This is a genomic window from Amycolatopsis sp. WAC 01376, assembly GCF_003947415.1.
Taxonomy (GTDB): Bacteria; Actinomycetota; Actinomycetes; order Mycobacteriales; family Pseudonocardiaceae; genus Amycolatopsis.
In genome coordinates, this window is the sequence record NZ_QHKL01000006.1 from 1 (window position 1) to 15,960 (window position 15,960).

At 68.9% G+C, this 15,960-nt stretch carries 16 protein-coding genes and 1 rRNA gene; 3 read left to right on the plus strand and 14 right to left on the minus strand.

Annotation, left to right across the window (positions count from 1 at the left end; translation table 11 throughout):
* Positions 1 to 7: 7 nt before the first annotated feature.
* Positions 8 to 124 (plus strand): 5S ribosomal RNA (gene rrf / locus DMH03_RS26895).
* Positions 125 to 584: 460 nt separating this feature from the next.
* Here rrf and DMH03_RS26900 read toward each other — a convergent pair.
* The 7 genes from DMH03_RS26900 to DMH03_RS26930 form a co-directional block, all read right to left on the minus strand.
* A complete protein-coding gene (locus DMH03_RS26900; RefSeq protein ID WP_125794811.1) occupies positions 585 to 1,322 on the minus strand; it encodes a Sir2 family NAD-dependent protein deacetylase in 738 nt (245 codons plus the stop codon).
* Between the two features lie 15 nt (positions 1,323 to 1,337).
* Positions 1,338 to 2,528 (minus strand): Ig-like domain-containing protein, encoded by a 1,191-nt coding sequence (locus DMH03_RS26905; protein WP_125794812.1) that lies wholly within the window; start codon positions 2,526 to 2,528, stop codon positions 1,338 to 1,340.
* Positions 2,529 to 2,620: 92 nt separating this feature from the next.
* Complete coding sequence (locus tag DMH03_RS26910; protein WP_125794813.1) at positions 2,621 to 3,487, minus strand: patatin-like phospholipase family protein; 867 nt, start codon at positions 3,485 to 3,487, stop codon at positions 2,621 to 2,623.
* 9 nt (positions 3,488 to 3,496) lie between these two features.
* Entirely contained in the window at positions 3,497 to 4,159 is a 663-nt protein-coding gene (locus tag DMH03_RS26915) for a DedA family protein (protein ID WP_125794814.1), read from the minus strand.
* Positions 4,160 to 4,220: 61 nt separating this feature from the next.
* Complete coding sequence (gene lipA / locus DMH03_RS26920) at positions 4,221 to 5,222, minus strand: lipoyl synthase (protein ID WP_125794815.1); 1,002 nt, start codon at positions 5,220 to 5,222, stop codon at positions 4,221 to 4,223.
* 37 nt (positions 5,223 to 5,259) lie between these two features.
* Positions 5,260 to 6,216, minus strand: coding sequence for an oxidoreductase (locus DMH03_RS26925; RefSeq protein WP_125794816.1), 957 nt, complete (start codon positions 6,214 to 6,216; stop codon positions 5,260 to 5,262).
* 42 nt (positions 6,217 to 6,258) lie between these two features.
* Positions 6,259 to 6,789: a hypothetical protein gene (locus tag DMH03_RS26930; protein WP_125794817.1), complete on the minus strand. Its 531-nt coding sequence runs from the start codon at positions 6,787 to 6,789 to the stop codon at positions 6,259 to 6,261.
* A gap of 132 nt (positions 6,790 to 6,921) precedes the next feature.
* Between DMH03_RS26930 and DMH03_RS26935 the strand changes: the two genes are divergently transcribed.
* Both DMH03_RS26935 and DMH03_RS26940 read left to right on the plus strand, forming a co-directional pair.
* Positions 6,922 to 7,539: a TetR/AcrR family transcriptional regulator gene (locus tag DMH03_RS26935; protein ID WP_125787950.1), complete on the plus strand. Its 618-nt coding sequence runs from the start codon at positions 6,922 to 6,924 to the stop codon at positions 7,537 to 7,539.
* A gap of 24 nt (positions 7,540 to 7,563) precedes the next feature.
* Complete coding sequence (locus tag DMH03_RS26940) at positions 7,564 to 8,499, plus strand: LLM class F420-dependent oxidoreductase (RefSeq protein WP_125794818.1); 936 nt, start codon at positions 7,564 to 7,566, stop codon at positions 8,497 to 8,499.
* Between the two features lie 65 nt (positions 8,500 to 8,564).
* Here the strand turns inward: DMH03_RS26940 and lipB are convergent, their stop codons facing one another.
* From lipB to lpdA, 7 genes are all read right to left on the minus strand, one after another.
* On the minus strand, positions 8,565 to 9,308 hold the full coding sequence (gene lipB / locus DMH03_RS26945; protein WP_125794819.1) for a lipoyl(octanoyl) transferase LipB: 744 nt from the start codon (positions 9,306 to 9,308) through the stop codon (positions 8,565 to 8,567).
* Positions 9,309 to 9,318: 10 nt separating this feature from the next.
* Positions 9,319 to 9,933 (minus strand): phosphatase PAP2 family protein, encoded by a 615-nt coding sequence (locus DMH03_RS26950; protein ID WP_125794820.1) that lies wholly within the window; start codon positions 9,931 to 9,933, stop codon positions 9,319 to 9,321.
* A complete protein-coding gene (locus tag DMH03_RS26955) occupies positions 9,930 to 10,814 on the minus strand; it encodes a TIGR01777 family oxidoreductase (RefSeq protein WP_125794821.1) in 885 nt (294 codons plus the stop codon). Before DMH03_RS26955 ends, DMH03_RS26950 begins: the two co-directional genes overlap by 4 nt.
* 14 nt (positions 10,815 to 10,828) lie before the next feature.
* Positions 10,829 to 11,329 (minus strand): helix-turn-helix transcriptional regulator, encoded by a 501-nt coding sequence (locus DMH03_RS26960; protein ID WP_125794822.1) that lies wholly within the window; start codon positions 11,327 to 11,329, stop codon positions 10,829 to 10,831.
* A gap of 22 nt (positions 11,330 to 11,351) precedes the next feature.
* Entirely contained in the window at positions 11,352 to 12,434 is a 1,083-nt protein-coding gene (locus DMH03_RS26965; protein WP_125794823.1) for a serine hydrolase, read from the minus strand.
* 198 nt (positions 12,435 to 12,632) lie between these two features.
* Positions 12,633 to 14,402, minus strand: coding sequence for a 2-oxoglutarate dehydrogenase, E2 component, dihydrolipoamide succinyltransferase (sucB, locus tag DMH03_RS26970; protein WP_125794824.1), 1,770 nt, complete (start codon positions 14,400 to 14,402; stop codon positions 12,633 to 12,635).
* Between the two features lie 56 nt (positions 14,403 to 14,458).
* Positions 14,459 to 15,832, minus strand: coding sequence for a dihydrolipoyl dehydrogenase (lpdA, locus tag DMH03_RS26975; RefSeq protein ID WP_125794825.1), 1,374 nt, complete (start codon positions 15,830 to 15,832; stop codon positions 14,459 to 14,461).
* Positions 15,833 to 15,960 lie beyond the last annotated feature (128 nt).

The following is a 15,960-nucleotide window of genomic DNA, read 5'->3' on the forward strand; positions in this document are numbered from 1 at the left end:
ACAGTGTTTCGGTGGTCATAGCGTCAGGGAAACGCCCGGTCCCATTCCGAACCCGGAAGCTAAGCCTGACAGCGCCGATGGTACTGCAACCGAAGGGTTGTGGGAGAGTAGGACACCGCCGGACTAACATTGAAAAAAGAAACGGGCCCAGGCCGGTTGAGAACCCCGAGTTCTCCCGACCCGGGCCCGTTTTTTCATGCCCGAAACCCGCGGCACCCGTGACCAGACGGACGACACGTGTGATCCGGTGGACGACACGCGTGATCAGACGGACGACACGTCGTTGCGGGGAATCTGCGCCGTGTCGTCCCCCTGATCACACGTGTCGTCCACACAAACACGCGTGTCATCCACCGGATCACGAGAGTTACGCCCCTGAACACGCGAGTTCCGGGTCCACACACGCGAGATACGCCCCTGAACACGCGAGTCACGCGACTGGCACAGGCGACCAAACCCGGAACCCACGTGACTGAACCCGCCACTCACGTGATCAGAGACGCAACTCCCGTGATTGAAGCCGTCACTCACGTGATCGGAGGCGTCACGGGGATGGGGCGGGAGTGGAGGGTGCGGCCCGGGGGTTAAGGGATTAGGGCGGGGAGGGTTTCGCTGAGGGGGCCGCGGACGACGGCGGAGGCCATGGAGTCGTAGGGCGTTTCGGAGCCGTTGCAGATCACCACGTCGGCGCCGGCCCGCGAAGCGACGCTCACCAGTGAGGCGGCCGGCTGCACGCTCAGGGAGGAGCCGGCCACCAGCAGGAGGTCGCTCTCGGAGATGGCGGTTCGAGCGGCTCGGAGCAGGTTCTGGTCCAGGTGCTGGCCGAACGACACGGTGGCCGACTTCAGGATGCCGCCGCACAGCAGGCAAGGCGGATCGGTCTCGCCCGCTCGCACCCGCTGCAGCGTCAAGCGCATGTCCCGGTGATTGTCACAGGACAGGCAGACGGACTCGAACATCGTGCCGTGCAGTTCCAGCACCCGCTCCGGCGCGAAGCCCGCCTTCTGGTGCAGCCGGTCGATGTTCTGGGTGACGACATGCGTCGGCGCCAGGCGCACGAGCGCGTAGTGCGCGGCGTTCGGTGCCGCGTCCCAGCCGGGGTGCACCAGCCGCGCCTGCCAAGTCCGTTCGCGTACCTCGCGACTTTCTCGGTACGCCTGGAGGTTCGACATCTTCTCCGCGGTCGGATCGCGGGTCCACAGGCCTTGCGGGCCGCGGAAGTCGGGGATCCCCGAATCCGTGGAGATCCCGGCGCCGGTCAGTGCGACGACCCGGCCGGCGCCGGCCACGAGTGAGCGGGCGGTGCTCAGGGTGCTGGTCACCCGCCCATCATGCCTCTACTTGAGTGCGCTGCCCGCTTGCCAGTCCGCCCACGACTTCGACCAGTCGCCGTAGAGGTCCCAGACCGGCAGCTGCGGACCGCCGGAGTTGGTCACCTCGACGACGTCGCCGAGCCCCATGTTCTGGTAGAACCACTGGGCGTTCGCGGCGTTGAGGTTGATGCAGCCGTGCGACACGTTCGAGCTGCCCTGCGCGCCGACGCTGTTCGGGTTCTCGTGGACGAACTCGCCGTCGTTGGAGATCCGCAGCGACCACTTCTCGTTCGCCTTGTAGTACCCCGGCTGGCCCTGGCAGACGCCGTACGTGCACGAGTCCATCGTGTAGTTCTCGTGTTTGTCCGAAATGACGTGGGCGCCCAAATGCGTCGGCGTTGCGTCCTTGCCCATGGAAATGGGCATCGATTTCGCCAGCGTGCCGTTGTGGAAGATCTGCATCTGCTCGGTGTTGCCGTCGGCTTTCGCGACCCAGGAATCGTGCACTTTGTACGTTTCCGTGCGGTCGGTCGCGCCGTAGACGCCATTGCCGAAATCGACGCCGTAGATCATCGCGGAAACCTTGAGCGTCGTCCCCGGCTGCCAGTACACCTTGGGGCGGTAGTGGACGTTCTTGTCGTCGATCCAGTACCAGGAGCCCTCCTGCTTCGGGGTGGACTCCACCGACAGCTTCTTCTCCACCTCGGCCTTATTCTTCACCGGCTGGCCGAAGGCGAACACGATCGGCTGCCCGACGCCGACACCACCGGACGTGACCGCGGCGGGTGCCGGGATCAGGTTCGGGTTCGCCTGCTGCTTCGGGCTCAGCGTGGAGACCCTGCTCTGCTGCTCGACGGGCTTCCCGTCGGTGCCCTGGGCGTGTGCCACGATCTTGTAGGTGCTGCCGTAGCCGAGCGGCTCGGTGGTCTTCCAGCTGAGCCCGTCGCCCGCCAGTTCGCCCTTCACCTGGTTGCCCTTGTCGGCGTTGCTGACGGTGACGTCGATCAGCTTGCCGTGCTCGGCCTTGACCGTCACCGGGGTCGCCGGATTGACGTTCGTCCCGCCTGCCGGGTCGATGGTCACCGAAACCGGGTTCGTGTCCGACTCGGTGCCGGTGTCGGGTGAATTGGTGCCGCCCGAGGGCGAACAGGCCGCGATCACCACTACCGCGGCGAGTATTCCGGCCGTCGAAAGTAATGTCTTCTTGGGAAACATATAGTTCTCTTTTTACGTCGCTCTAACAGCGGAAAGTTCTCTTTCAAAACTACGCGACGAAGAAGACGTGATCGATGCCGGATGGTTGCCTGTCAGGCCACGACGAGACCGGGCGCACCATAAAGTCCGGGGCCGTCGACGCTCAATTCGCCCAAATAGGTCTTCGCGGCCGCATAAGCCTCGGCGGTGAGTGTCGTGGTGTGACTGAAGTCCAGCGGGCTGACCCGCACCGGCTTCGGCCCCGGCACGTAGACCACGGGCACCTCGGCGGCGGCGATGGGCGCCTCCAGCACGGCCTGGTTCCGCATGCTGATCATCGCGGTGAACATCATCACCTCGGCGAAGGTCTGCGGGGTGCCGGGCATTTTGCCGGGGAAGGCGCAGTCGAGGACGACGAGCGACTTCGCGCCCATGGCGAGTGCCTGGCGCATCGGCACGTTGGCGACCAGGCCGCCGTCGTAGAGCATGCGCTCCCCGAACGGCACCGGCGGATAGATCCCCGGGATCGCGCAGCTGGCCAGCAGGGGCGCCAGAACGGGCCCGGAACGGATGAGCAGCGGTTCGGCGGTGTCGACGTCGGTCGCGACGACGCCCAGCGGCAGCGCGAGATCCTCGAACCGGACGCCCTCGCCGATGTGCTCGTCGATGATCGCGGCGAGCCCGGTGTTGGGGAACAGGTTGGTCTTGCTGTGCCGCAGGGTCCGCACCTGGCTGAGCACGCCGCCGGGGAACGCCTCGTGCCGCGTCATCCGCGACCAGATCCGGTCGAGCCGGGCGCCTGCCTCACCCTCGAGAGCGAGGACGGCGGCGTTCAGCGAACCCACCGAGGTGCCGACGACGAGGTCGGGCGCGATGCCGCTTTCGGTGAGGGCCCGCAGCATCCCGACCTGCATGGCGCCGAGACTGCCTCCGCCGCCGAGGACGAAACCGATCGGCTGGGGCAGGTTCAAGGCGGCCATGCCCGGAATCTAGTCCTCCGCGCCGACCTTCGCCGGAGTGGCGTCTTCGACCGTCACGGCGAGCGCCTTCTTCTTCTTGTAGCGCAGAAGGAAGAACACGGCGACGCCCACCAGCACCCCGACGATCACCAGACCGCCGGTGTTGAGCACGCCTTCGACCTTCTTGGCGGCCTCGCCGAGGGCGGCGCCGATGCCGATGTGGATGGCCGACCAGCAGGCCGCGCCCGCCGCGGCGGCCGGCAGGAACTTGCGGAACGGCAGGCCCGACGTCCCGGACGCCGCCGGGGTCAGCGTGCGGATCACCGGGAGGAACCGTGCGAAGAACACCGCCCACGCGCCTCGCCGTTCGAGCACGCCGGTGGCCTTGTCCCAGGCGTCGAGGCCGTACTTGCGGATCAGCTTCGTCTCGCGCAGGCGCGGGCCGAAGCGTTTGCCGATCGCGTAGCCGAGTGAGTCACCGAGTGCGGCGCAGACCGTCACGACGGCCCACAGGGTCAGGAACCGGGAGACCGACGTCGCCGTCGTGGCCGCGACCAGCAGCCCCGATTCACCGGGCGCGATGAAGCCGAGCCCGATGGTGCATTCGGCGAACACCAGTCCGCCGGTCGCCGCGACCAGTCCCGGTTCCGGGAGACTCTGCAGCCAATTGAGAAGATCAGTTACCAACGCCACCAGGTCACTTTACTGATTCGTGACCTGGTGGGTGGCGATGTCGCGGAGAGGGTGACCGGAGTCACCGTGCCAGCAGCGAGCTGGCTTCCTGCGCGGCGGGTCCTTCGGCGGCGAGGTGGGCCAGGTTCTCCGACAGCGCTTCGCCGCGGTGGGCCTTCGTCTGCGCGAACAGCCGCCCGGCGCGGTACGAGGAGCGGACCAGCGGACCGGCCATGACGCCGGCGAAGCCCATCGCCTCGGCGGCGTTCGAGTGCTCGACGAACTCTTCGGGCTTGACCCACCGGTCCACCGGGTGATGCCGGGGCGACGGGCGCAGGTACTGGGTGATCGTCAGGATTTCGCAGCCGGCGTCGACCAGGTCCTTCATCGCGGGCGCGACCTCGTCGGGGGTCTCGCCCATGCCGAGGATCAGGTTCGACTTCGTCACCAGACCCGCCTCGCGAGCGCGAGTGATGATCTCCAGCGACCGCGCGTACCGAAAACCGGGCCGGATCCGCTTGAAGATGCGCGGCACCGTCTCGACGTTGTGCGCGAGCACCTCGGGGCGGGAGCCGAAGACTTCGGCCAGCTGGTCGGGGTCGGCGTTGAAATCCGGGATCAGCAGCTCGACACCGGTGCCCGGGTTCAGCGCGTGGATCTGGCGCACGGTCTCCGCGTACAGCCACGCGCCGCCGTCTTCGAGGTCGTCACGCGCGACACCGGTGACGGTCGAGTAGCGCAGGCCCATCGCCTGGACGCTTTCGGCGACCTTGCGCGGCTCGGTGCGGTCCAGCTCGGCAGGCTTGCCGGTGTCGATCTGGCAGAAGTCACAGCGCCGGGTGCACTGATCGCCACCGATCAGGAACGTCGCCTCACGGTCTTCCCAGCATTCGTAGATGTTGGGGCAGCCGGCTTCTTCGCAGACGGTGTGGAGGCCTTCGCGGCGCACCAGGCCTTTGAGTTCGGTGAACTCCGGACCCATCCGCGCGCGCGTCTTGATCCACGGCGGCTTCTTCTCGATGGGAGTCTGGGAATTCCGGACCTCGAGCCGCAACATCTTGCGGCCATCTGGGGCAGCACTCACCCCGTCACCCTACGCCCGCCGGAGCAGTGGTCGCCGCTCACGCGGGGTCGGGGGTGACGCCCGTCAACTTGGTGGTCACGTCCCACAACGCGGCGCCGAGCGATTCGCTCTTCGCGGCCGTCAGGGGGCGCACCTTGACCGGGGCGCCGCGAAGTCCGCCGAGCCCGCGAGGGCCGATGTAGTCGCCGCCTTCGACCTCGGGAGCCGTTGCCGCGAACAGTTGCGGGAGCGTGCCCTGGCGGGCGTTCTGCGCGATGAAGATCTCGCCGATCCGGTTGCCGCCGGCGACCAGCGCGCGCACCACGGGGTTGCGGTAGGAGCGGGCCATCCCGGAACCGAGCCCGGTCCACGTGTAGCCCGGGTGGGCCGCCACGCTGACGACGTCGTCGCCCGCGGCGCGCAGCCTGCGGTCCAGTTCGAGCGCGAACACCTGATTGGCGAGTTTCGACTGGCCGTAGGCCGAGCCGGGGTTGTACATCCGCCGCTCGAAGTTCGGGTCGGCGACGTCGATGCGCGCGCCCGTCGCCGCGACACTCGACAGGGTGACGACACGCGCCGCGGAGCCGTTGCGCAGGGACGGCATCAGCAGCCAGGTCAGCACCGCGTGTCCGAGATGGTTCGTGCCGAACTGGGTCTCGAAGCCGTCCTTGGTGTGACCGCGCGGCGTCGCCATCACGCCCGCGTTGTTGACCAGGACGTCGAGCTTGCCGCCCGTCAGTTCCTGGACCTTCTTCACGGCTTCGCGGACCGAGTCGAGATCGGCGAGGTCCAGCCGGACGAGTTCGGGCGCTTCCCCGGTCGCGGCCGCGCGAACCTGCTCCAGCGCCTTGGCGCCGCGCTCCGGCGACCGGCAGCCGAGCAGCACGCGGGCCCCCTTGCCCGCGAGCACCTCGGACATGCGCAGCCCGAGCCCGGAGTTCGCCCCCGTGACGAACACGGTCCGGCCGGTCTGATCTGGGATGTCGGCCTCGGTCCAGCGCGCGTGAGCAGCCATGTCGGTACCTAACTACATCGTCGGCAGCGTCGCTACGCCGGATCAGGCACTCGGCGCGAGCAACCGGAGCAGGTGACCCATGGGGCTGCGGCGGCGGGCGGGTTTCGCGTGCCGTCCGTGCCGGAGCAGGGTGGCGAACGCGCTGCCGACCTTGGTGATCTCTCCGGCCGGTTCGTTGCCGTCGGCCAGTCCCGCCGTCAGCGCGAGGGTGCGCAGTTCGGCTTCGTGCGACGGGATCAGCGCGGGGCACCGTTCGAGGGCCGCGTCGAGAACGGCGCGGAGGGTCTCGTGCTCGGCGGTGGCGCTGTTCCAGGCGCGGGTGACGGCTTCGACCCTGTCGAGCGCGAGGTCCTGGTCGGCGTAGTCCGGATCGGTCATCTCGGCGCGGAGGTGACCGGCGAACACCTGGTTCCACTTGTACCGAAGCGCGAGCAGAAGCTCTTCCTCGGTGGCGAAGTACTTGGTGGCACCAGGGATCGCTTCGAGTGAGATCGCGTCGGACGGGTGGTGACCCGCCTGGCGCAGTGCGGCTTCGAGGATGTCGCGCCGCTGGTAGAAGTCGTTCCAGCTCATGATCATGGCTCCCCTCCGTGACGCGGTTCATACCGCAGGTTTGCGGCATACTCCCGGTACGGACCTGACAGGAGCCAACATACCATGGGTATGGAGTGAGACCGGCGGCGTAAAGTTGTGAAGGTGGCGACAATGAGGTCAAGGCGGCTGGACTATTCCGAGTCCACCCGGTCGGCACTCGTCGAGAGTGCCGTGGAGCTGTTCACCAAACGCGGATACGCCGGCACGTCTCTCGACGAGATCGCCAAGCGGGCCAGGGTGACGAAGGGCGCGCTCTACCACCACTTCAGTGGGAAGCAGGCGCTGTTCGAGGCTGCCTTCGACACGGTCGAGAGCCAGGTCTTCGACCGGCTCGAAAAGATCATGAACGGCCCGGCCTCGCCGTGGGAGCGGGCGCTGTCGGGGTTGCGCGGCTTCCTGCAGAGCTGCCTCGACCCGGCGTACCAGCGCATCGCGATCCACGAGGCGCCGGTCGTGATGGGCTGGGAGCGCTGGCGCGAGGCGGAGGAACGGTGCAGTTTCGGCCTGGTCCGCACCGGGATCCAGGCGCTCATCGAGGTCGGCGAGGTCGACGACGTCCCGGTGGACGTCACCGCGCGGCTGCTGTTCGGCGCGCTGTCGAGCGCGGCCATCGAGATCGCTTCGTCGCCGGAGCCGAAGAAGGTCAGCGCCCAGGTCGAGGAGGTCCTGGTGCGGCTGCTCGTCGGATTCCGCCGGGTTCCACCCGCCGAGCACGGGAAAGCGAGCTGACGAAGCCGTCTATATGGTGGCTTCGTGGACCTCAGGATCTTTACCGAGCCCCAGCAGGGGGCCAGTTACGACGACCTGCTCCGGGTGGCCAAGGCCACCGAGGACGCGGGCTACGACGCCTTCTTCCGCAGCGATCACTACCTCAAGATGGGTTCGGCGACCGGCCTGCCCGGGCCGACCGACGCGTGGATCACCCTCGCGGGTCTCGCCCGTGAGACCCGCCGTGTGCGGCTGGGCACCCTGGTCACCGCCGCCACCTTCCGGCATCCGTCGGTACTCGCGATCTCGGTCGCGCAGGTGGACCAGATGTCGGGCGGCCGCGTCGAACTCGGCCTCGGTTCCGGCTGGTACGACGACGAGCACACCGCGTACGGCCTCGACCTGCCGCCGATCAAGGAGCGCTTCGACCGCTACGCCGAGCAGCTCGCCGTCGTCACCGGGCTGTGGGAGACGCCGGAAGGGGAGACGTTCTCCTTCGACGGCGAGCACTACAAGCTCGTCGACTCGCCGGGCCTGCCGAAGCCCGCGCAGCGGCCTCGGCCGCCGGTGATCATCGGCGGTGGCGGCAAGAAGCGCACCCCGGCGCTCGCCGCCCGCTACGCCGACGAGTTCAACCTGCCGTTCGTGGGGCCCGACTTCGCCGCCGAGCAGTTCGGCCGCGTCGACGCCGCCGCACGCGAGATCGGCCGCGATCCCAAGGAGATCCTCCGCTCGGCCGCGCTCGTCGTCGCCGTCGGCGGTGACGACGCCGAGGTCGCCAAGCGCGCCGGCGTGATCGGCCGTGAGGTTCCGGAGCTGCGGGAGAACGGGCTCGCGGGGACGCCGTCGGAGGCCGTCGAGAAGATCGGGCAGTGGCGGGAGAAGACCGGGATCACCCGGCTCTACCTGCAGCTGCTGGACCTTTCGGATCTGGACCAGATCGAGCTGATCGCTTCCGAGGTCGCCCCTCAGCTGGACTGACGTTTTCGCGCGTGAAGGCCCCCTTACCTCGGCTCAGCCGAGGTAAGGGGGCCTTCACGCGCTTCTCAGTTCTGCAGGGCGAAGGTGACGCCGGGGGCGGCGGGTGCCTCGGGACGCGGCAGCCAGCGCTCGTCGTTCACCGGGAGGTCGCCTTCCAGCGCGGCGAGCACGGCTTCGCGCGCCATCGGCAGCACGGAAGCCACGGTGACCTCGCGGTCGAGCTCGTAGGAAAGCGAAGTGACGCCCGCGTCCCGGATGCCGCACGGGACGATCTTGTCGAAGGCGCCGAGGTCGGGATTGCAGTTCAGCTCGAAACCGTGCATGGTCACGCCGCGCTGGACGCGGATGCCGATCGCGGCGATCTTCCGCTCGACGCCGCGGTCGTCGGCCGGGATCCAGACGCCGCTGCGGCCCTCGACCCGGCCGGTGTGCACGCCGAGCTGATCGCAGACGGTGATCAGGGCCTCTTCGAGACGCCGGACGTAGTGCACGACGTCGATCGGGTCGGCGAGTTTGACGATCGGGTACCCGACCAGCTGACCGGGCCCGTGCCAGGTGATCTTGCCGCCGCGGTCGACGTCGATCACCGGGGTGCCGTCGGTCGGCCTGTCCTCGGCTTCGGTGCGCTTGCCCGCCGTGTACACCGACGGGTGCTCCAGCAGCAGCATGGTGTCCGGGCCGTCACCGTCGGCACGGGCTGTCACGTGCTTTCGCTGGAGTTCCCAGGCTTCGGTGTAGTCGATCGTCCCGATCTCGCGGACGTCGACGGGCTCGGCGGAGGCGCGGCATGACGTGGTCGAAGAGCTCACGTCAGCGACACTACGCCGGGTCTTCCGGCAGGGGGAGCAGGCCCAGCGCGGCCGCCGAAATCAGGCCCACGCCACCCACGGCGAGTACGGATCCCGCGGTGTCGGTCAGCCAGTGCACGCCCAGCACGATGCGGCAGAGTGCACCGAGCACCGTCGCCGCGGCGGCGATCGTCACCGCGAGCCGCGCGAGGTGCGGACGGGTCCACGCGCACAGCAGCACCGCGACGAACCCGGTGCACGCGACGGCGACCACGTGTCCGCTCGGATAGCTCAGATCGGGGAATTCGCGAGGCCGTTCCCGGTAGAAGAGCGGTTTCGCGATCAAACTGGTCATCCGGCACAACAACAGGACGACGGCCAGTTTGACGCACAACACGGTCAGGTCCCGGCGCCGCCAGGCGAGCACCGCCAGCACCGCGCCCAGCGCGAACGGGAGGACCGGGCCGAGGACGTTCGTGACCAGGCCCGCCACCTGCCCAGCGGCCTGGGTGTGCTGGCCGCGGAACGCGTCGGCGAGGGCGACGTCCACCGGCGGCGGCCGCTGGTCGACGTATGACCCGAGGGTGACGAAACCGATCAGCAGCAGCGTTCCGGCGAGGGTGTACAGGCCGCGCCGCACGGTCATGTCGCGGCGGCCAGCGCGTCTTCGAGGGTCGGATGGCGGAACGCGTAACCCGCCTCCTCCAGTACCCGGGGCAGGGCGCGCTGCCCGAACAGCGCCATCTCCTCGGCCGCCTGCCCGAGGGCGAACTTCATGGCGAAACCCGGCACCTGCCAGATCGCCGGCCGGTGCACGGCTCGGCCCAACGCCTTCGTGAAGGCGGCGTTCGTGGCGGGCTGCGGTCCGCAGAGGTTCACCGGACCGGACAGAGCTTCGTTCTCCAGCGCGAAAACGAGCGCGCCGACCTCGTCGTCGAGCGAGATCCAGGGCATGTACTGCTTGCCGCCGCCGAGTTTCCCGCCGAGCCCCAAGCGGAACAGAGGCCGCAGGACGTCCAGGAGCCCGCCTTCGCGCGCGAGCACCAGCCCGGTGCGGACGCGGACGACCCGGGCACCCGCGGTGGCCGCACTCTCGGTGGCGCCCTCCCACGCGGTGCAGAGCCCGGCGAGGAAACCGCGTCCCACCGGGCTCGATTCGTCCACAGTGGAGGGACCGGGATCGCCGTAGTAGCCGACGGCGGAGGCGTTGACCAGCACGGGAATCCCGTGCTCTGCGACGGCTTCCGCGAGTACCTCGGTCGGTTCGACCCGGCTGTCGAGGAGTACCTGTTTGCGGGCCGCGCTCCAGCGCCCCGGCAGCAGTGGCGCGCCCGCGAGGTTCACCACGGCGTCGACCCCGTCGAGCGCGCCGTCGGCGATCTCCCCGGCCGGGGGATCCCAGCGGCGCTCGTCGGCCGCCCGCTCCTCCCGGCGCACCAGGCGGACCACTTCGTGCCCGGACCGGCGTAACCGGGTCGTCAGGGAGGTGCCGATCAGTCCGCTCGCGCCCGCGATCAGAACTCGCATGATCCGATCGTGTCCTATCCGCGATCCGGTCGCACGCTCAGGTTCTTCAGTTGCCCGGCGACGTCGGAGGCGGCGGTGAGCAGCACCAGCACCGGGATCGTCGCGGCGGGGCGGAGCCGGTAACTGCCGCGTTTGTCCTGCTCGACGATTCCGGCGCCGGTCAGCGCCTTGAGGTGGTGGTACAGCTGGCCGGGAGACCCGAGTTCGGCGGCTTCCTGCAGGGCGGGCGCGGTCTGCGCGCCCTTCTCGGCCAGCGTCCGCACGAGCGCCACCCGCGCGGTGCTGGACAGGGCCGCGAGCACTTCGACCCGCGGCCCGTCCGCGAACGCCAGCATCGGGCCGGGCGTGACGTTGATCGCCCAGCTCAGTTCGAGGGGCTCGGTCAGTTCGCCGTGGTAGCCGACCAGGCCACCGGGGCTCGCCGCCGGTTCGGCCTGCTGCTCGCTGTGCCGGCTTTCGAGCGCGGCGACCCGTGCTTCGAGCGCGGCGATCCGGTCGGCGAACTCAGCGTTCATACCGGTTATCTATACCGTCGCCTCAGCGGAGTGCTCGTTCCAGGGCGGTGAACCGCGCCGGGTCGGACAGCGCCGCGAGCACGAGATCGATGAGCGGCAGGGCGTTTTGCATGTCCTGGTCGCTCACGCCGGTGAGCAGGACGGCGGCCGTACCCGATCGTCCGCCAGGCCAACGGACGGAAAGCCCGATGGTCAGCGAACGCGGCAGGCTTCCGCCTTTGAAGAGCACTTCGCTCGCTCCGGGCGGTACGCGGTCTGCCAGCGGCTTCGCGAGGATCTCGCGCGCGGGTGTGTAGAGGCCCTTCGCGATACTGCGGTGAAGCGAGAACAGATCCGACGCCGAGCCTTGGCCGTGCCCCTTGATCCACGGCCATTGAGCGTCGGACGTACCCGGCATATGCGGCCAGCGCTTGAAGGCTTCGGCGCGGAACCGCGGATCGCGGACGAACCGGCGTGCGACCGCGTCGCCCATCGCCCGCCGGACGGCGACCGGGCTGCCGGGCGGGGGCGCGTACTCCGGCATCATCAGCATCAGGACCTCGCCGCCGAGCGATCGGGTGTCCGGCCGGAACCAGCCGCCCCGCGCCGCCGCCCGCTGGAGCGCGGGATCGCCGAGGCGAGTGCGGAGATAGTCCGTCGCGGCGTTGTCGCTGAAGAGGATCATCGCTTCGGCGAGCCTGGCCAGGGGGACACGCTGTCCGGGGTCCTTGGCGATGCCGAAGTCGTCGCAGGGGACGCCCAGCCAGTTGAGCGCCTGGAAATGCGCGCGGCCGTCGGCGACGAAGGGGTGGTGAGCGTCCCAGTCGCCCACGCGGATCTGTTCCTCCGGGTCGAGCCTGCCCTCGGTGACCGCGACGGCGTACGCGCTGAGATGCACGACCTTGATCGACGAAGCCAGCACGCGCCGGACGTCGGCGTTGCGCGCGGCACGGCGTCCCGCGCCGTCGTCGATCAGGACCGAGACATCGCCGCGGTGGGCGGTGATCCAGTCGAGCCAGCCCTGTTCGGTCGTCGTGTCCGGCTGGGCCGCCCTCGCGGTTCCCGGCAGCAGCAACGCCGCCGATCCCGCGGCGGCACCGGCCAGCAGATGGCGTCTAGTCAGCATGGGTGACATCCTCCCTCTCGTTTTCCGTAATTCCGGAATACTAGAGTCCAGAGTGCCTGTCAAACCCCGCATTCAGTCCTCTGGATGCGGTGGTTCGTGATGCCAACTACCGCATCGAGAGGACTAAATGCGGGAGAGAAAGAAGAAGGCCCCCGCCCCGCCGAAGCGGGACGAGGGCCTTGATCGACTACCCGAGGATCAGAGACCGAGCTCGTCCTCGAAGTTGCCCTCTTCCAGACGCTGCTTGATCGTCGTGACGAAGCGGCCCGCGTCGGCCCCGTCCACCAGGCGGTGGTCGTAAGTCAGCGGCAGGAACGCCATCGACCGGACGGCGATCGTGTCGTTGCCGTCGGCGTCCGCGATCACGACCGGGCGCTTCACGACCGCGCCGGTACCGAGCATGCCGGACTGCGGCTGCACGATGATCGGCGTGTCGAACAGGGCGCCGTTGGAGCCGATGTTCGTGATCGTGAACGTGCCGCCCGAAAGCTCGTCCGGCTTGATCTGGCCCGAACGCGCGCGGCCCGCCAGGTCGGCGATGCGGTGCGCGAGACCGGCGAGGCTGAGCTCACCCGCGTCGTGGATGACCACCGACAGCAGACCCTTTTCGGTGTCCACCGCGATCCCCAGGTGCACCGCACCGTGGTAGGTGATCTCCTTCGTGTCCTCGTTGTAGGACGCGTTGACGTTCGGGTGCTGCTTGAGCGCCTCGACGGTGGCCTTCGCGAAGAACGGCAGGAACGTCAGGTTGACGCCCTCGCGCTCCTTGAAAGCCGCCTTCGCCCGCTGACGCAGCTTGGCGACCTTCGTGACGTCCACCTCGTGGACCTGCGTGAGCTGCGCGGAGATCTGCAGCGACTCGCGGGTCTTCGTGGCGGTGATCTGACGGATCCGGCTGGCCTTCTGCACGGTGCCGCGCAGAGCGGCGAGCTCCGGCGAAACCGCGGCCTTGCGCGGAGCCGACGGGGCGGCGGCGGGAGCCGGGGCGGCGGCAGCGGGCTGCGCGGCGGGAGCCTGGGCGGCCTTCTGCTTGGCCTCGGCGGCCGCGAGCACGTCCTGCTTGCGGATGCGGCCACCGACACCGCTGCCGGTCAGCGACGACAGGTCGATGCCGTGCTCCGAAGCGAGCTTGCGGACCAGCGGCGTCACGTACGGCGCGTTGTCCGAACCGTTGTCGCTGCTCGCCGCCGGCTTCGGGGCCTCGGCCTTGGGAGCCGGGGCGGCCTGAGGAGCCGGGGCGGGCTTCGGCGCGGGAGCCGCTTCGGCCTTGGGCTCGGGCTTCGGTTCCGGCTTGGGCTCCGGCTTCGGCTCGGGCTTGGGTTCCGGCTTGGGCTCGGCCTTCGGCGCAGGGGAGGAACCGGCGGCACCGATCACCGCGAGCACCCCGCCGACCTCGACGGTCTCGTCCTCACCGGCGCGGATCTCCAGCACGGTGCCGGCGACCGGGGACGGAACCTCGGTGTCGACCTTGTCCGTGGAGATCTCGAGCAGCGGCTCGTCGACCTCGACGCTCTCGCCGACCTGCTTGAGCCACCGGGTGACGGTGCCCTCGGTGACGCTCTCGCCCAGCTCGGGCAGCTTCACCTCGGTGCCTTCACCACCCGAAGCCGGCGCGGTGTCCGGCTGGGACGGCGCGGAAGCCTCCTCCTGCGCGGGCTCCGGCTCGGGCTCGGGCTGCGCCTCTTCGGCGGCGGGCTCGGCGGAACCGGAGGACTCCGGCACCCCGCCGGTCCCGTCGTCGATGACGGCGAGCTCGCCGCCGACCTCGACGGTCTCGTCTTCCTGCGCGCTGATCTTCACGACCTTGCCGGCGACCGGGGACGGGACCTCGGTGTCGACCTTGTCCGTGGAGATCTCGAGCAACGGCTCGTCGACCTCGACGGTGTCGCCCTCCTGCTTCAACCACCGGGTGACGGTGCCCTCGGTGACGCTCTCACCGAGCTCCGGCAACGTGACGGAGTAGGCCATCGTTCGCTGACTCCCTTGATATGTCTTGCTTGGTCTGTTTCTTCGACGGTGAGACGTCAGCTGTGGACGTGCAGCGGCTTGCCCGCGAGGGCGAGGAACGCTTCACCGAGGGCCTCGGTCTGGGTGGGGTGCGCGTGGATGAGGGGAGCCACGTCCTCGGGGAACGCCTCCCAGCTGTAGATCAGCTGTGCTTCGCCGATCAGCTCGCCGACGCGGTCGCCCACCATGTGCACGCCGACGACCGGCCCTTCCGGAGCCTTGATCAGCTTGACCCCACCGGAGGTCTTGAGGATCTGGCTCTTGCCGTTGCCGCCGAGGTCGTAGGTGAAGGTGGTGACGTCGGAGCCGTACTTCTCCTTCGCCTGAGACTCGGTGAGCCCGACCGAAGCGACCTCGGGGTGCGAGTAGGTGACGCGCGGGATGCCGCTCTCGTCGATCACGCGCGGCTCCTGGCCGGCGATCTCTTCCGCGACGAAAATGCCCTGCTGGAACCCGCGGTGCGCGAGCTGCAGGCCGGGGACGATGTCACCGACGGCGTAGACGTTCGGCAGGTTGGTGCGCAGGCGGTCGTCGGTGAGGACGAAGCCGCGCTCCATCTTGACGCCGGCCTCCTCGTACCCGTGCCCGGCCGAGTTCGGGCCGCGGCCCACGGCGACCAGCAGCAGATCGGCTTCCAGCGTCTCGCCGGACTCCAGCGACACGCTCACACCGTTGTCGTCCTGCTTGGCACCGGTGAACCGGACACCGGTCTTGAAGCCGATCTTGCGACGACGGAAAGCGCGCTCGAGCTGCTTGGACGCGTACTCGTCCTCGTTCGGGACCAGGCGGGGCAGCGCCTCCACGATGGTGACGTCGACGCCGAAGGACGCCCAGACGGACGCGAATTCGACACCGATGACACCACCGCCGAGGACGATGACCTTCTTCGGGATGTAGTCCAGCGAAAGCGCCTGCTCGCTCGCGATGATGCGGCCGCCCAGTTCCAGGCCGGGCAGCGTCTTCGAGTACGAGCCGGTGGCGAGGATGACGTTCTTGCCGGTGTAGCGGGTGCCTTCGACCTCGACGGTCGTGCCGCCGACGAACGTTCCGGTGCCCTCGACGAGGTTCACCTTGTGCGCCTTGGCCAGGCCCTGGAGGCCCTTGTACAGGCGGGAGACGATCCCGTCCTTGTACTTGTTGACCCCGGCGATGTCGATGCCTTCCAGCACGGCCTTCACACCGAAGGTCTCGGCGTCGCGGGTCTCGTCGGCGACCTCCGCCGCGTGCAGGAGGGCCTTGGTCGGGATGCAGCCTCGGTGGAGGCACGTCCCGCCAAGCTTGTCCTTTTCGATCAGGGTGACGGAAAGGCCCAGCTCGGCCGCGCGGAACGCGGCGGCGTAGCCGCCCGATCCGCCACCCAGGATCACAAGGTCGGCGGAGGTGTCGGTCACTTCAATAACTCCTCGGCAAGCGGTAGGGGTGGAGCTCTGGCGCCCGCTTCGCGCGGTATACGCGCGCGCGGACACTTGCCATCTTGTCACTACGTGTGGAGAGCCTGCGACCTAGGCCGCGTCCTGTG

Coding starts and splice junctions, on each gene's coding strand:
- DMH03_RS26925 (WP_125794816.1), bottom strand. CDS start 6,216: ATGGCTGCTCACGCGCGCTGGACCGAGGCCGACATCCCAGATCAGACC.
- DMH03_RS26965 (WP_125794823.1), bottom strand. CDS start 12,434: ATGCTGACTAGACGCCATCTGCTGGCCGGTGCCGCCGCGGGATCGGCG.
- DMH03_RS26955 (WP_125794821.1), bottom strand. CDS start 10,814: ATGCGAGTTCTGATCGCGGGCGCGAGCGGACTGATCGGCACCTCCCTG.
- sucB (WP_125794824.1), bottom strand. CDS start 14,402: ATGGCCTACTCCGTCACGTTGCCGGAGCTCGGTGAGAGCGTCACCGAG.
- DMH03_RS26930 (WP_125794817.1), bottom strand. CDS start 6,789: ATGAGCTGGAACGACTTCTACCAGCGGCGCGACATCCTCGAAGCCGCA.
- DMH03_RS26905 (WP_125794812.1), bottom strand. CDS start 2,528: ATGTTTCCCAAGAAGACATTACTTTCGACGGCCGGAATACTCGCCGCG.
- DMH03_RS26910 (WP_125794813.1), bottom strand. CDS start 3,487: ATGGCCGCCTTGAACCTGCCCCAGCCGATCGGTTTCGTCCTCGGCGGC.
- DMH03_RS26950 (WP_125794820.1), bottom strand. CDS start 9,933: ATGACCGTGCGGCGCGGCCTGTACACCCTCGCCGGAACGCTGCTGCTG.
- DMH03_RS26935 (WP_125787950.1), top strand. CDS start 6,922: ATGAGGTCAAGGCGGCTGGACTATTCCGAGTCCACCCGGTCGGCACTC.
- DMH03_RS26960 (WP_125794822.1), bottom strand. CDS start 11,329: ATGAACGCTGAGTTCGCCGACCGGATCGCCGCGCTCGAAGCACGGGTC.